11 protein-coding genes are annotated in these 15,539 nt (G+C 56.7%); 5 read left to right on the forward strand and 6 right to left on the reverse strand.

Annotated features, from left to right (window positions below; genetic code table 11):
• Positions 1–43 precede the first annotated feature (43 nt).
• A complete protein-coding gene (locus PZBJ_RS13670; RefSeq protein WP_101762910.1) occupies positions 44–1,345 on the reverse strand; it encodes an MFS transporter in 1,302 nt (433 codons plus the stop codon).
• Positions 1,346–1,718: 373 nt separating this feature from the next.
• Between PZBJ_RS13670 and uxaC the strand changes: the two genes are divergently transcribed.
• Genes uxaC through PZBJ_RS13685 form a run of 3 tightly spaced genes read left to right on the forward strand, consistent with a single transcriptional unit; the run spans position 1,719 to position 6,080 of the window.
• Positions 1,719–3,134, forward strand: a complete 1,416-nt coding sequence (gene uxaC / locus PZBJ_RS13675) for a glucuronate isomerase (protein WP_101762911.1) — start codon at positions 1,719–1,721, stop codon at positions 3,132–3,134.
• Between the two features lie 2 nt (positions 3,135–3,136).
• A complete protein-coding gene (locus PZBJ_RS13680; RefSeq protein ID WP_101762912.1) occupies positions 3,137–4,585 on the forward strand; it encodes a tagaturonate reductase in 1,449 nt (482 codons plus the stop codon).
• A gap of 4 nt (positions 4,586–4,589) precedes the next feature.
• Complete coding sequence (locus tag PZBJ_RS13685; protein WP_101762913.1) at positions 4,590–6,080, forward strand: UxaA family hydrolase; 1,491 nt, start codon at positions 4,590–4,592, stop codon at positions 6,078–6,080.
• A gap of 43 nt (positions 6,081–6,123) precedes the next feature.
• On the opposite strand, the gene sstT is transcribed toward PZBJ_RS13685, so the two are convergent.
• The 3 genes from sstT to PZBJ_RS13700 all read right to left on the reverse strand — a co-directional run bounded on the left by sstT (position 6,124) and on the right by PZBJ_RS13700 (position 9,833).
• Complete coding sequence (gene sstT, locus PZBJ_RS13690) at positions 6,124–7,371, reverse strand: serine/threonine transporter SstT (RefSeq protein ID WP_101762914.1); 1,248 nt, start codon at positions 7,369–7,371, stop codon at positions 6,124–6,126.
• A gap of 232 nt (positions 7,372–7,603) precedes the next feature.
• Complete coding sequence (locus PZBJ_RS13695) at positions 7,604–8,575, reverse strand: TerC family protein (RefSeq protein WP_008103489.1); 972 nt, start codon at positions 8,573–8,575, stop codon at positions 7,604–7,606.
• 271 nt (positions 8,576–8,846) lie between these two features.
• On the reverse strand, positions 8,847–9,833 hold the full coding sequence (locus PZBJ_RS13700) for a Gfo/Idh/MocA family protein (RefSeq protein ID WP_101763015.1): 987 nt from the start codon (positions 9,831–9,833) through the stop codon (positions 8,847–8,849).
• A 139-nt stretch (positions 9,834–9,972) separates the two neighbouring features.
• Between PZBJ_RS13700 and PZBJ_RS13705 the strand changes: the two genes are divergently transcribed.
• A complete protein-coding gene (locus tag PZBJ_RS13705; RefSeq protein WP_101762915.1) occupies positions 9,973–11,661 on the forward strand; it encodes a chloride channel protein in 1,689 nt (562 codons plus the stop codon).
• Here the strand turns inward: PZBJ_RS13705 and PZBJ_RS13710 are convergent.
• Positions 11,658–12,158, reverse strand: a complete 501-nt coding sequence (locus tag PZBJ_RS13710; protein ID WP_101762916.1) for a M48 family metallopeptidase — start codon at positions 12,156–12,158, stop codon at positions 11,658–11,660. The genes PZBJ_RS13705 and PZBJ_RS13710 overlap by 4 nt on opposite strands.
• A gap of 81 nt (positions 12,159–12,239) precedes the next feature.
• On the opposite strand from PZBJ_RS13710, the gene rlmG reads away from it, so the two are divergent.
• Entirely contained in the window at positions 12,240–13,358 is a 1,119-nt protein-coding gene (rlmG, locus tag PZBJ_RS13715; RefSeq protein WP_101762917.1) for a 23S rRNA (guanine(1835)-N(2))-methyltransferase RlmG, read from the forward strand.
• On the opposite strand, the gene PZBJ_RS13720 is transcribed toward rlmG, so the two are convergent.
• Positions 13,359–15,362: an NADPH-dependent 2,4-dienoyl-CoA reductase gene (locus PZBJ_RS13720; protein ID WP_101762918.1), complete on the reverse strand. Its 2,004-nt coding sequence runs from the start codon at positions 15,360–15,362 to the stop codon at positions 13,359–13,361.
• Between the last annotated feature and the right edge of the window lie 177 nt (positions 15,363–15,539).

A 15,539-nucleotide genomic window follows, 5' to 3' on the forward strand; every position in this document is an offset into this window, starting at 1 on the left:
GCCGCACGGAGGAAATGGGCTGGCCGATGCCAGCCCGAGGAGGTTAGGTGCGCACTGCAGCGGACTGCACCGCAGGCTGATCGTCGAGTTCAGAAACCGGCTGGTTTTTCAGCACCGTCCAGATAACCACCGCGCCTAGCAGATCAAACACCGCCAGCGCCGCGAACAGCGGGCTGAAGCCCAGCGTATCGGCCAGCGCACCGACCACCAACGCAAACAGGGTGCTCGCCGTCCAGGCCGCCATGCCGGTTAAGCCGTTGGCGGTAGCCACTTCGTTACGGCCAAATACATCCGAAGAGAGCGTGATCAGCGCGCCTGAAAGCGCCTGATGGGCAAAACCACCGACGCACAACAACCCAATCGCCACATACGGGCTGGTGAACAACCCGATGGTGCCTGGCGCAATCATTAACACCGCGCCCATGGTCACCACCAGTTTGCGTGAGACGATGAGATTGACGCCAAACCAGCGCTGAAACAGCGGCGGCAAGTAGCCACCGACGATGCAGCCGAGATCGGCGAACAACATCGGCATCCAGGCAAACATGGCGATCTCTTTCAGGTTGAAGCCGTACACCTTAAACATAAACAACGGGATCCACGCGTTAAACGTTCCCCACGCGGGTTCGGCGAGGAAACGCGGCAGCGCAATGCCCCAGAACTGGCGATTGCGCAGGATCTGGCGTGCCGACATCTTCTTATTATTACCGGTTTGATGCTGCAACTCCTGGCCGGCAATGATGTAGTGACGCTCCTCATCGCTCAGCTTGGTTTGTTGTTTAGGATGCTTATAAAACACCAGCCAGCAGAGGGCCCACACCATGCTCAGCACGCCAGTAATAATGAACGCCATTTGCCAGCTGTGCGCCATGATCGCCCACACCACCAGCGGCGGAGCCAGCATTGCGCCAATTGACGAGCCCACGTTGAAATAGCCCACCGCCACCGAACGCTCTTTGGCAGGGAACCATTCGCTACTGGCTTTCAGGCCTGCGGGAATCATTGCTGCTTCGGCGGCACCCACCGCGCCGCGTGCCAGCGCAAAGCCGCCCCAACTGCCCGCCATCGCGGTTGCCGCACAGAAGATTGCCCACAGCACGGCAAACACTGCATAACCAATTTTGGTGCCGAGCATGTCCAGCACATAACCGGCTACCGGCTGCATGATGGTGTAGCACGCCGAGTAGGCGGCGACGATATAAGAATATTGTTGCGTGGTGATACCCAACTGCGTTTCCAGCGTGGGCGCAGCGACGGCAATGGTATTGCGCGTCAGGTAACCGAGCACGGTGCCCAGCGTCACCAGCCCAATCATGTACCAGCGTAGCCCTTTGATCTTACGCATTATTAACCTCGTCCAGTCTGTCGTTGCGGTTTTACCGCTGTAGTTATCTGGAGCGGGAAGACGTGAACAGTGCTGTTCACTCCCGCAGTTCCTTGCCTGTGCCATTAATCCCGTTAGCAACGGAGCGAGAGGTTAACTTGTTATACCGCTTTAAAAGTTGAATGCCATCACATAAACCTTGCGGCCAGTGTGTGTTAGGGCTAAAGATCGTTAAAACAGCCATTTAACGCATTATCCGCAACATAATCGTCCATATACCCACAGTGAAACTGTCATTATTGTGAGTCGGATCGCAAACAATTTTGCCGCCCGTTTAAATTGGTATGATAACTTTTAGTTAAAAGCCATCTGGCTACAAAATGAGGAAGCAGGTATGTCGCGTTTTATGAGTGAGGATTTTCTACTCGACACCGAGTTCGCCCGTCGTCTGTACCACGACTACGCTAAAAACCAGCCGATTTTCGACTATCACTGTCACTTACCGCCGCAGCAGATTGCCGATAATTACCGCTTCACCAACCTCTATGACATCTGGCTGAAAGGCGATCACTACAAATGGCGTGCAATGCGCGCTAACGGCGTGCCGGAAGCGTTATGCACCGGCGATGCCAGCGATCGTGAGAAATTTAACGCCTGGGCGCGTACCGTGCCGCATACCATCGGCAATCCGCTCTATCACTGGACGCACCTCGAATTGCGCCGCCCTTTTGGCATCACCGATGTGCTGCTGAATGAGCAGAGCGCAGATCGCATCTGGCAGCAGTGCAATGAACTACTGGCGCAGGACGCCTTCAGCGCGCGCGGCATCATGCAGCAGATGAAGGTGAAAATGGTCGGCACCACCGACGATCCGCTCGACGACTTACAGCATCACCGCAAGCTGGCGCAGGACAGCAGCTTTGACGTCAAAGTGCTGCCGAGCTGGCGTCCAGACAAAGCCTTTAACATTGAGCTGGAGAGTTTCCTACCGTGGATTCAGCGCTTAGCGCAGGTCGCGGATGTTAACGTGCAGCGCTTTGACGATCTGCGCCGCGCCTTAAGCCAGCGACTCGATCACTTCGCCGCGCATGGCTGCAAAATTTCCGATCACGCGCTGGATGTGGTGGTGTTTGCGGAAGCGGATGACGCCACGCTGGATGGCATTCTGGCGCGCCGACTGCAAGGTGCAGCGCCTTCCGCTGAAGAGACGGCCCAGTTTAAAACTGCTGTGCTGGTGTGGCTCGGCAGCGAATATGCGCGTCGCGGCTGGGCGCAGCAGTATCACATTGGCGCGCTGCGCAACGCTAATCGCCGCCAGTTCGATATCCTCGGGCCGGATGTAGGCTTCGATTCGATTAACGATGCGCCGTTGGCGATTCCGCTGGCGCGTCTGCTGGATGCGCAAAACCGCAATAACGCGCTGCCCAAAACCATTCTTTACTGCCTCAACCCGCGCGACAACGAAGTGCTGGCGACCATGGCAGGCAATTTCCAGGGTGAAGGCGAACCCGGCAAGATGCAGTTTGGTTCGGCGTGGTGGTTTAACGATCAGCTGGATGGCATGCAGCGGCAGATGACGCAGCTGGCGCAAATCGGCCTGCTGAGCCGCTTCGTCGGCATGCTAACCGACAGCCGCAGCTTCCTCTCTTACACGCGTCATGAATATTTCCGTCGTCTGCTGTGCCAGATGATCGGCAATTGGGTGGCGCGGGGCGAAGCGCCTGAAGACGAGGCGTTGTTAGGGCAGATGGTACAGAACATCAGTTTCAACAATGCGCGCGATTACTTCGGTATTGAGCTGGGAGCCTGATAATGCAGCGACTCAACCGTCACGATTTTCCTGGCGCGCACTACAGCGAGCGCGTTATCCAGTTTGGTGAAGGCAACTTCCTGCGCGCCTTTATCGACTGGCAGCTCGACTGGCTCAATCAGCATCACAATACCGATGCGGGCGTGGTGGTGGTGCGGCCGCGCAACCGCGTGGTGGAAGAGACACTGAATCAGCAAGATGGCTTATACACCACGCTGATTCGCGGACTCAATGCGGCGGGCGAGCAGGCGAGTGAAGCCCGCCTGATCCGCAGCGTGAATCGTGAAATCCAGCCGTATCAGCAGTTTGATGCGTTTCTCGCGCTGGCACGCGCACCGCAGATGCGCTTTGTCTTCTCCAATACCACAGAAGCCGGCATTGCCTTTGCGGAGCAGGATCGGCTGGACGACACGCCCGCCTCATCCTTCCCCGGCAAGCTGACGCAGCTGCTGTGGGCGCGCTTCAACCATTTTGCCGGTGCCAGCGATAAAGGTTGGCTGGTGGTGCCCTGTGAACTGATCGATTACAACGGCGACACGCTGCGTGAGCTGGTGCTGCGCTACAGCCAGCATTGGCAGCTGCCGCCGGCGTTTGCCCGCTGGGTGCAGGATCACTGCGCGTTCTACAACACGCTGGTGGATCGCATTGTCACCGGTTATCCGGCGGATAGCGCGGCGATCAAAGCGTCATTAGGCTACGAAGATCGCTATCTGGTGGCGGGCGAAGTCTATTACCAGTTTGTGATTCAGGGACCAAATGCACTGGCGCAGGAGCTGCAGCTGCACGCGCTGGCACCGGAAGTGAAGCTGGTGGAGGACATCACACCGTACAAAGCGCAAAAGGTGGCGATCCTTAACGGCGCGCACACCGCGCTGGTGCCGGTGGCATTTCAGGCCGGGCTGGAGAGCGTGGGAGAGGCGATGGATGATGCGCAGATGGCTGGCTTTGTCGATGCGCTGCTGCGCGATGAGGTGATCCCCACGCTGGATCTGCCGCGCGACGAGCTGCACGCCTTTGCCGACGCGGTGCAGCGTCGCTTCCGCAATCCCTTTATCCGCCATGCGTTGCTCTCCATCGCCCTTAACGGCATGACCAAATTCCGCACCCGTTTGCTGCCGCAATTGTTGTTGTCGCAGCAGCAAAACGGGCAATGGCCTGTGCGGCTGACCTTCGCCTTTGCCGCGCTGCTGGCCTTTTATCGTGGTGCAGAGGGCAAACGTCACTGGCCGCTGCAGGACGACGAACAGTGGCTGCAGCGTTTCGCTGAACTGTGGTCAGCAGTAAATAACGATAAACAGACTCCAGAACAGTTGGTGCGCGCGGTACTCAGCGACGCCAATCACTGGGGCGAAGATCTCACTCAGCAGCCCGGATTAGTGGCTGCGGTCAGCCAACACCTGCAAAACATCATCGTCCACGGGATGCGGACGGCGTTGACACAACTGAGATAACGCTATGCAAGATGCCATTAGAATCCATTCACGCGACAACGTTGCTGTGGCGTTGCGCGATTTGCCAGCCAATACCCAGGTCGAAATCAATCAACAGGCGATCATCTTGCAGCAGGAGGTTGGACGCGGCCATAAGTTTGCGCTGCAGCCTTTAGCCACCGACGCGCTGGTGATCAAATACGGTTTGCCGATCGCACACGCCACTCAACCGATTGCGGCCGGCGAGATCATTCACTCCAGCAATGCGCGCACCAACCTAAGCGACGTGGATGAGTACGACTATCAACCCGATTTTCTCGATCTGCCGCCGCAAGCTGGCGATCGCGACGTGCAGATCTATCGTCGCGCCAGCGGAGAAGTGGGCATCCGTAATGAGTTATGGATCCTGCCCACCGTGGGCTGCGTCAACGGCATCGCACGGCAAATCCTGACGCGCTTTATGAAAGAGACCAATGACGCCGAAGGCATTGATGGCGTGCATCTGTTCAGCCATCCGTTTGGCTGTTCGCAGCTTGGGCAGGATCACGAGAACACCCGCACCATGTTGCAGAACATGGTGCGTCATCCCAATGCCGGCGCGGTGCTGGTGATTGGGCTTGGCTGCGAGAACAATCAGGTTGATGTGTTTCGTGAAACGCTTGGTGGCTTCGATAGCGATCGCGTGCAGTTCATGGAGTGCCAGAAGCAGGATGATGAAGTGGAAGCGGGGCTGGAACGTCTGCACGAACTCTATGGTGCCATGCGCGCGGATCAACGCCAGCCGGGCAAACTCAGCGAGCTAAAGTTTGGTCTGGAGTGCGGCGGTTCGGATGGTTTTTCCGGCATCACCGCCAATCCTATGCTGGGCTGTTTCTCCGACCAGATGATTGCCAACGGCGGTACCACGGTGCTGACCGAAGTGCCGGAGATGTTTGGCGCAGAGCGCATTTTGATGAGTCGCTGCCGCGATGAAGCCACCTTTGAAAAAACCGTGGCGATGATAAATGACTTCAAGCGCTACTTTATCGATCACCAGCAGCCGATTTATGAGAATCCCTCACCCGGCAACAAAGCGGGCGGCATCACCACGCTGGAAGAGAAGTCGCTCGGCTGCACGCAAAAGGCCGGACAAAGTCAGGTGGTGGATGTGCTGAAGTACGGTGAGCGCCTGCATATGCCGGGACTGAATCTGTTAAGTGCGCCGGGCAACGATGCGGTTGCAACCAGCGCGCTGGCGGGCGCCGGCTGTCATATGGTGCTGTTTACCACCGGACGCGGCACGCCGTACGGCGGTTTTGTGCCGACGGTGAAGATCGCCACCAATACGCAGCTCGCCGAGAAGAAGCCGCACTGGATCGATTTTAATGCCGGGCGTTTGCTTGAAGGAATGAGTATGGCGGAGATGCTGGAGGACTTCGTCGACATGATTGTGGCGATTGCCAATGGCCAACCCGCGCGCAACGAAACTAATGATTTTCGCGAGTTAGCCATCTTTAAAAGCGGTGTGACCTTGTAAAACCAGGTCGCCATGAATGGCGACCTATTCAAAAAACCTTACCTTACTCCGATTCTGACACCGTACGACGCGGCTGGCGCTCGGCTTCGGCCTGGCATACGGCCGCGGTAAACAGAATATCCGTCGAGGAGTTCAGCGCAGTCTCGGCGGAATCCTGCAGCACGCCAATAATAAAGCCCACCGCCACTACCTGCATCGCCAAATCATTTGGAATACCAAACATGTTGCAGGCTACCGGGATCAGCAGCAGCGAACCGCCGGCCACACCGGATGCGCCACAAGCACACAGTGACGCTACCAGACTCAACAGAATGGCGGTTGGAACATCCACCGCAATACCCAGCGTATGTACTGCCGCCAGCGTCAACACCGTGATGGTGATGGATGCGCCAGCCATGCTGATGGTGGCACCCAGCGGGATCGACACGGAATACGTGTCTTCATCCAGATTGAGACGTTTCGCCAGCGCCATATTGACCGGAATGTTGGCCGCTGAACTGCGGGTGAAGAACGCGGTGACGCCACTTTCACGCATGCAGGTAAACACCAGCGGATACGGGTTGCGGCGAATCTTCTGGAACACCAGCATTGGGTTGATTACCAGCGCCATAATCAGCATGCAGCCGAGCAGCAGCGCCAGCAGATTGGCGTATTCCCACAGCGCGTCAAAGCCGGTTGAGGCGAGAATAGAGGCCACCAGACCAAAAATTCCCAGCGGCGCACAGCGGATCACACAGCGCACGACCCAGGTCGCGGCATTGGACGCGTCATTAAGAAACGCTTTGCTGCTTGGGCTGGCATGACGAAACGCCAGCCCCAATCCCAGCGCCCACACCAAAATACCGATGTAGTTGGCATTCATCAGCGCTTCAATCGGGTTCGACACCATGCTCATCAGCAAACCGTGCAGCACTTCGGTAATACCCGACGGCGGCGTAATTTGCGTGGCGCCGACGTTCATCGACAGCGTCTGAGGGAACAGATGGCTGAAGATCACCGCCACAACCGCAGCAAAGAACGTGCTGAGCAGATACAGCATGATAATCGGGCGGATATTGGTTTTTTGTCCCTGCTGATGGTTAGCGATCGAAGAGATTACCAGCACCAAAACCAACAGCGGCGCGACGGCTTTTAGCGCACGCACGAACAGCTCACCCAGCAAGCCAACGGCCAGTGCGGCATCGCGTGAGAACCACGCCAGCGCCACGCCCGCCACCAGGCCGATCATGATTTGTTTTACCAGGCTTCCTGCGAACAGTGCGCCCAGACGTCCAATAAAGTTGTTTTGCATATCACAGTCTTTTTATATTCGCGGTCATGAGTATTGTGCGCGGTTCCACCACGCACAACGGTTTGCCTGGCGGAGTATAAGGAAAAGAGCTTATGAGGAAAGAGATAATTCTGTGCATGCGCAGCAGATCGGTTTTTTGATCTGCTGATGATGGGAAGTGTGACAGATATATAAAAGGTGAAGGTTGCCACTGGCGAAACAAAGCAGGGGCGATTAGCGCCCCTGCAGAAGATTATGGTGAGATCTTCTTCTGGTCGTTTCTGTGGTTTACCCAGGCGTTGATCAGCAGCGTACCGCCGAGAATTACACCCACCACCGTCAGCGAGATGCCGACGGGAATGTGATAGAACTCGACAATCAGCATTTTGATACCGATAAACACCAGCACAATCGCCAGGCCATATTTCAGCATCGAGAAACGCTCCGCGACGTTAGCCAGCAGGAAGTACATGGCGCGCAGGCCGAGAATCGCAAACAGGTTGGAAGTCAGCACAATGAACGGATCGGTGGTCACCGCGAAGATCGCGGGAATGCTGTCCACGGCGAAAATCACATCGCTCAGTTCAACCATGATCAGCACCAGCAGCAGCGGCGTAGCAAACAGCACACCGTTTTTGCGGGTGAAGAACTTCTCGCCGTCCAGACTATCGGTCATGCGCAGATGCTTGCGCAGCCAGCGTACCACCGGCTTGTCACCCACCGTGCTGTCATCTTCCTCTTTCGCCAGCGCCATTTTCAGGCCGGTAAACAGCAGGAAGGCGCCGAACACGTATAGGATCCAGCTGAACTGAGTAACCAAATAGCTGCCAGCGAAGATCATGATGGTACGCAGCACAATCGCGCCCAATACGCCATAAATCAGCACGCGGCGCTGCAGGTTGGCCGGTACAGCGAAGTAGCTAAACAGCATCAGCCAGACAAAGACGTTATCCACCGCCAGCGCTTTCTCTAAAACGTAGCCAGTGAGGAAGGCGAGGGTTTGCGCGGTGGCAACTTCGCGCCCGGCGGTGCCGTCGAGATACCACCAGAAGGCGGCGCTGAACAGCAGTGAAACTGACACCCAAATCAGCGACCAGACCGCTGCTTGTTTGAATGACATGGTTTGTGCGCCGCGTCGGCCCTGTAATAGCAGATCGATCGCCAGCATGATGAGCACTACGACAGCGAAGCTGCCCCAAAGTAACGGTGTGCCAACTGAGTGCATAGTCGTATCCTTTTCCAGAAATAAAAAAGCGGCTGAAGTCAGAAGACGTCAGCCGCTTTGATCGTGCTGCAAGCAAACCTCGCCTTCCGGCAAGGTCTCACTTACAACTCAGAATAGATTCCGGGTTGCCTGACGACCGGATGCGTAACGTATATTGCGTGGCGCATCGTAATGACGATCAATCAGCGTAGAAGTTACTCCCCTTTGCAGCGCTAAACATACGGAGTTCGATAATCGCTTTCAAGAGGGCTCTGGAAATGTTTTGCAATATTTACACTTCAGCCTGATCCGCCGGGAATACCACGCCGGTCTGGCGGCGGATTTCCGTGAGCAGTTGCGCCGTAATACGTGAGTTTTCTAAGGCCGCATGCTCAACTTCACCGGCTTCCACCAATTTAGCGAAGGTTTCGGCTTCATACAGCATGGTATTGATGTGCTGCGGCTGCGTCAGGTTTTGGCTCTCGCCACCGCGCGGGATAAAGCGCAGTTGCTGGCACTCGGAGATCTTTTCAATCACCAGCGATCCCGCTTCGCCCTGAATTTCACTCGGGATCAGTGAATCGCTGACCTTTGAGTGCAGCAGCGTGACATCAAAATCGCCGTAGCCCAGCACCACCACGCCATGCGCATCAACGCCACTTTCCAGCAGGGAAGCTTGCGCCTTGACCTGCTGTGGCGCACCCCACAAGGTGACAGCGGCGGCAAGGCAGTAAAAGCCGATATCCATCATCGAGCCATTTGACCAGCGAGGATTAAAGGTATTCGGGTTCTCGCCATCCAGATAGCGCTGATAACGCGAGGAATACTGGCAATAGTTGATCAAGGCTTTACGCAGTTTGCCCAATTGCGGCAGCGTTTTTTGCAGTTGCTGGAAGGTGGGCAGGCTGGCGGTTTTAAAGGCTTCGAACAGCACCACCTGATGCTGGCGCGCGCAGGCAATCATCGCCTCGGCTTCACGCAGATTAGACGCCATCGGCTTCTCGCAAATCACATGCTTACCGTGCGACATAAACAGTATCGCCTGCTCACTGTGCAGCGCATTTGGACTGGCGATATACACCGCATCGATCTCACTGCTGGCGGCAAGCTCATCCAGAGAGGTGAAGGTCAGCTTGCAGGGATAATCCACCACAAACGCGTCGGCCTGCTGCTGACTACGCGAATAGACGCCGCTCAACTTCATTTTGCCGGTTTCATGCGCGGCGTCGATAAACTGGCGGGTAATCCAGTTGGTTCCCACGATGGCGAAACGAATCACGTGCTGCTCTCCTGCTAAAGTAAAACGGCAGAGTAACATGTTCATCTGAGCGCCAGGCAGGCGAAATTTGATCCTGAGATCCGCATTCCAATATGATGATGCCGCACAACTTTTTAACCGACTTAGCGGGGACGCGCGGGTGAGTGGAAGTAAACATGCTCTGAACTGGACCACATTACTGATTGCCATCCCCGTTGGATGTGTGGCCTCGCTGGTGACGCTGGCCTTTCGCGGCGTGATTGAATTGATCAACCATCTGCTATTCAACAGTGACAGTGAAATCACCGTGGCGATGCATGTCTGGCCGTGGATCTTCTGGCCGCTGCTGGTGGGCGCCGGCGGCGTATTGGCCGGTTTTTTCCTGCGCTATGCGGTGGCGATTGAGAAACAGGAAACGGTGCAGACCGATTATCTGGAGGTGATTAACGCGCGGCTCGATGCGGTACCAACCAAAACCTCGCTGTTCCGTGCGCTGTCATCGATGGCCAGCATCGGCAGCGGCGCGTCGATTGGTAAAGAGGGGCCGATGGTGCAGCTCTCGGCGCTGAGCGGCAGTTTAATCGGGCGCTGGCTGCCGAAATCGTTGAATCTGCGTAACAGCGATATCGTAGCGATGGCCGCTGCTGCTGGGCTTTCATCGGTGTATCACGCGCCGCTGGCGTCGGCGATATTTGTCGCAGAAATCGCGTTTGGCATCTCGGCGCTGCAACGCTTGATTCCGCTGATTGTGTCATCGGCGGTAGCGGTGATGACCATGTGGTCGTTGGGGTTTCGCAGCGCCCTTTATCCGTTATCCGAAGCGCTGTTCCAGATGGATATCAGCAGCTTGCTGATGACGCTGCTGATTGGTTTCGTCGCCGGTATCGCCGGTTGGCTGCTGATCAAACTGATTGCGCGCAGCAAGGCGCTGTTTGGTCGCGTGCATTCGCTGCCGCTGCGGCTGGGCGCGGGTGGGTTAGCGGTGGGCTTTCTGGCGCTGATCTCCACCGATATTCTCGGTAACGGCTACGAAGTGATCGTGAAAATCATTGATGGCCAATATGTTTTGATGGGTTTACTGGGATTGCTGGTGCTCAAAACGCTGGCGACCACGCTGTCGGTGGGTTCCAACGCGGTGGGCGGGCTGTTTACCCCTTCCTTATTGATCGGCGCACTGCTCGGCGTGGCGCTGGCGCAGATGGGTGTGATGCTGCATTTACCGGTCGGCAATACTTTGCTGTATGCGGCCATCGGCATGGCGGCGGTGCTGGCGGCGGTCAGCCAGGCACCGTTAATGGCGATGCTGATGGTGCTTGAGATGACGCTGAATAGCAGCCTGCTATTCCCGATTATGATCGCGTCAGTGCTGGCCTCGATGGTGGTGTATCGCCTGCAATCGTCCAGCACTTATCCGGTGGTGAGCAGCCATTTCAGTCGTTCCGAAGCCAAGTATGATTTCGATAACATGCGTGTCGATCAGTTGATCATTCCCGGCGCGGCGTTGCAGCCAGAAGAGTCAGTAGGGCAGGCGCTGGCGGTGAGCTCGCTCAAGCGGGAACGTTATGTCTATGTGATTAACAGTGAAGGGCAATTTCTCGGCGTGGTGTCGATACACGATATCTCACGCAAGGTGTTGTCGCAGGAGATCACGCTGCATTCGCCAGTCAGTAACGTGATGGACAATAACTTTCCCTGCATTTATCAGAATCAAAGCATGCGCGAAGGCTGGGAAGCCTTTGCCCGCGTCACGCTTGAACGCCTGCCGGTGCTAAATAATCCGCAGGAGCGCCGTTTTATGGGCGCACTGACCAAAACCAGCCTGATCCAAAAAGCGCAGGAGTTTCTTTAAGCCGCGTTGCCGCGCATCGCCTGATCGGTCATCCACAAGCGTGCGTCAAATTCGAGCTGATGATAATCCGGTTCCATGTGGCAGCAGAGTTGGTAAAACGCTTTGTCGTGCTCTTTCTCTTTCAGGTGCGCCAGCTCGTGCACCACGATCATGCGCAAAAACGCTTCCGGTGCGAGGCGGAAGAAAGTGGAGATGCGAATCTCCGCTTTGGCTTTTAGATTGCCGCCTTGCACGCGCGAAATCGCCGTATGCAGCCCCAACGCGTGCTTCATCACCTTGATTTTATTGTCCCAAATCACTTTGCTCACCGGCGGTGCGCTGCGCATATAGCGGTTTTTCAGCGCCTGCGTGTAATCATACAGCGCGCGGTCGCTGACGATATTATGCGTATCGGGGTAGCGTTGCTGGAGAAAGGCACCTAAGCGCTCATGTTCGATCAGCGTCTGAACCTGCTCGAGGATGTTTTCAGGGTAACCCTGCAGATAGATTAATGACATTGGGATTCCCGGCGAAAGACAGTATACTGCGCCCCCTTTTTAGGGCGAAAATCGCGCAAAGTGTACCACGCCGGAGATTCCATGAGCCAACTTGAACTGACCAATCGCACGCTGACGCTGCACCGCTTCCCGCCAATGCGTGAGGAAAGCCCGCTACAGGCGTGGGATTCCGCCGATGAATACCTGTTGCAGCAAGAGCTGCCTGAGGGACCGGTATTGGTGTTCAACGACAGCTTTGGCGCGCTGACCTGCGGGCTGGGCGCACGTCCGGTGTGGCACGTCAGCGATTCGCTGCTGAGCGAACAGGCGGCAAAACAGAACCTGCGTCTCAATGAGATGGATGAAGATCAGGTGCACTTTATCGACAGCCTCGCGCCATTGCCGGTCGCGCCGGCGGTGGTGATGATCAAAATCCCCAAAGCGCTGGCGCTGCTTGAGCATCAACTGCGTGCACTGCGCGAAGTGGTGACGCCGGACACGCTGATTCTGGCGGCGGCGAAGGCCAAAGATATTCACAACTCCACGCTGCAACTGTTCGAGCGCATCCTCGGCGAGAGCAAAACCTCGCTGGCGTGGAAAAAAGCGCGTCTGATTTACAGCCGCTTCACCGCGCCTCAATTAGCGGATCAGCCTGCGACCACCGTTTGGCCGCTGGATGATTCTGAATACCAGATCCACAACCACGCCAACGTGTTTTCCCGCGCGTCGCTGGATGTGGGCGCACGCTTCTTTATGCAGCATCTGCCTTTTGACATTGAAGGTGAGATTCTCGATCTGGGTTGTGGCAATGGCGTGATTGGCTTGCTGGCGCTGGAACAGAACCCAAATGCGGAGGTGCTGTTTTATGACGAATCCTATATGGCGGTGGCATCAAGCAAACTGAACGTGGAAGTGAACCGTCCGCAGGATATGGCGCGCTGCCAGTTCCGGGTTAACAACGTGCTGAGTGGCTTCCCGTCCGATCGCCTGCACGCGGTACTGTGCAACCCTCCGTTCCATCAGCAGCACGCGGTGACCGATCATCTGGCGTGGCAAATGCTGCGCGATGCGAAACGCTGCCTGCAGTATGGCGGCGAGTTGCGCATCGTCGGCAACCGCCACCTCGGTTATCACGTCAAAATGAAAAAGCTGTTTGGCAACTGCGAGCTGGTGGCGTCCAACGCCAAATTTGTAGTGCTGCGTTCGGTCAAACTGCGCTAATTACACACTCAGCGCCAGTTCGGTCGCCTGAGCGATGGCGCGGCGAGCATCCAGCTCCTGCGCCACATCTGCACCGCCAATCACACGTACGGATTTGCCACGCGCGCTGAGCTGGTCCGCCAGCAGACGCAGCGGTTCCTGTCCGGCACAAATCACCACGTTATCTACCGCCAGCGTCATCGCTTCGCCCTGATGGCGCAGATGCAGTCCTGCATCATCAATCTGCAAATATTCGACGTCGCCCCACATCTGCACGCCGTGCGCCTGCAGGCTGGCGCGGTGGATCCAGCCGGTAGTTTTCGCTAAGCCTGCGCCCGGCTTGCCAGATTTGCGCTGCAGCAGCCAGATTTGCCGATCGGCGGGCTGCGGCTGTGGCGCAATCAAACCGCCACGCGCCTGCAGGCTGTGGTCGATGCCCCAGCTTTGGTAGAAATCGTCATGACTGGATTGATGCAGCAGAAACTCGGCGGTATCAAAACCAATGCCGCCCGCGCCAATAATCGCCACGCGTTTTCCCACCGGTTTTTTATCGCGTATGACGTCGAGATAGCTCAGCACGCTAGGATGATCGATGCCAGGAATCGTCAGCTGGCGCGGCAAGATACCGGTGGCGATAACCACTTCGTCAGCGGCTTCCAGTGCGTCTGCGGTGACGCGATGTTCTGTTTTAATCGTCACACCCGCAGCAGCAAGTTGATGACGGAAATAGCGCAGCGTTTCACTGAATTCGGCCTTGCCGGGAATCTGCCTGGCGATATTAAATTGCCCGCCAATTTGCGCGTCGGCTTCATATAGCGTGACCTGATGGCCGCGCTGCGCCGCCTGCAACGCGAACGCCATGCCCGCGGGCCCCGCGCCAACCACCGCCAGCTGTTTTGGCTGTTCGGTGGCGATTATCGGCATCAGCGTTTCGTGGCAGGCGCGCGGATTCACCAGACAAGAGGTGACTTTGCCGACAAAGATTTGATCGAGGCAGGCCTGATTACAGGCAATGCAGGTGTTAATGGCTTCGGGCTGGCCGGTTTCTGCTTTACGGACGAAAGCCGCATCGGCGAGGAAAGGGCGCGCCATCGAGACCATATCAGCGATGCCATCACGCAAAAGCTGTTCAGCTACATCGGGATGGTTGATGCGATTGGTGGCGATGACCGGCACCGATACGCACTCGCGCAGGTGCTGCGTGACCCAGGCAAAACCGGCGCGCGGCACGCAGGTGGCGATGGTGGGAATACGCGCTTCATGCCAGCCAATGCCGCTGTTAAACAGCGTAACGCCGCACTGCTCCAGCGCTTGCGCCAGTGAAAGCGTCTCTTCCAGCGAGCTGCCGTTATTGACCAAATCGAGCATCGACAGGCGGAAGATAATGATGAAGTCGCTGCCGACGGCATCACGCACCGCTTGCGTCACCGCTAACGCAAAGCGCTGGCGTCGCGTCACATCGCCGCCCCAGTCATCCTCACGCTGATTGGTGCGCGCCACCAGAAACTGGTTAATCAGATAACCTTCCGAGCCCATGATCTCCACGCCGTCATAGCCGGCCTGTTGCGCCAGTTTGGCGCAGTGCGCGAAGTCCTGAATGGTTTGCTGAATATCCGCATCGCTGAGCGCTTGGGGCGTAAAAGGATTGATCGGCGCCTGTAATGCCGATGGGGCAACCAGGTCACGCTGATAGCTGTAGCGCCCGGCATGCAGTATTTGCAGCGCGATTTTGCCGCCTTCTGCATGCACCGCATCGGTGATGATACGGTGCCAGTTGCACTGACTTTCCTGGTTAAGGATCGCTCCGCCTTGTGCCACCACGCCTTGCGGATTGGGCGCGATACCGCCAGTGACAATCAGCGCCACGCCTTCACGCGCGCGCTCAGCGTAAAAAGCGGCCAGACGCTCTGCGCCCTCGGCGTGTTCTTCCAGTCCGGTATGCATCGAACCCATCAGGAAACGATTTTTAAGCTGGGTGAAACCCAAATCCAGCGGGGCGAACAGGTGGGCATAATGCTCAGACATAATCACATACTCAGAGAGTGGTCGGATGAGTGAACTCTAGCGGGATTTTGCAGGGAAGGAAGTGTGTGGCGTTCAGCCTGTGAGAAGTATCAAAAAAAAGCAGGGCGGTAAGTCGCAGACGAAAGTATCGGACTTCTTTCGGCAGGCACGGGAAGAAACCTACTCGCCCTGTAATAG

Origin of the sequence: Pantoea endophytica (genome assembly GCF_002858935.1) — a bacterium.
In the GTDB taxonomy this organism is placed as follows: Bacteria; Pseudomonadota; Gammaproteobacteria; order Enterobacterales; family Enterobacteriaceae; genus Pantoea; species Pantoea leporis.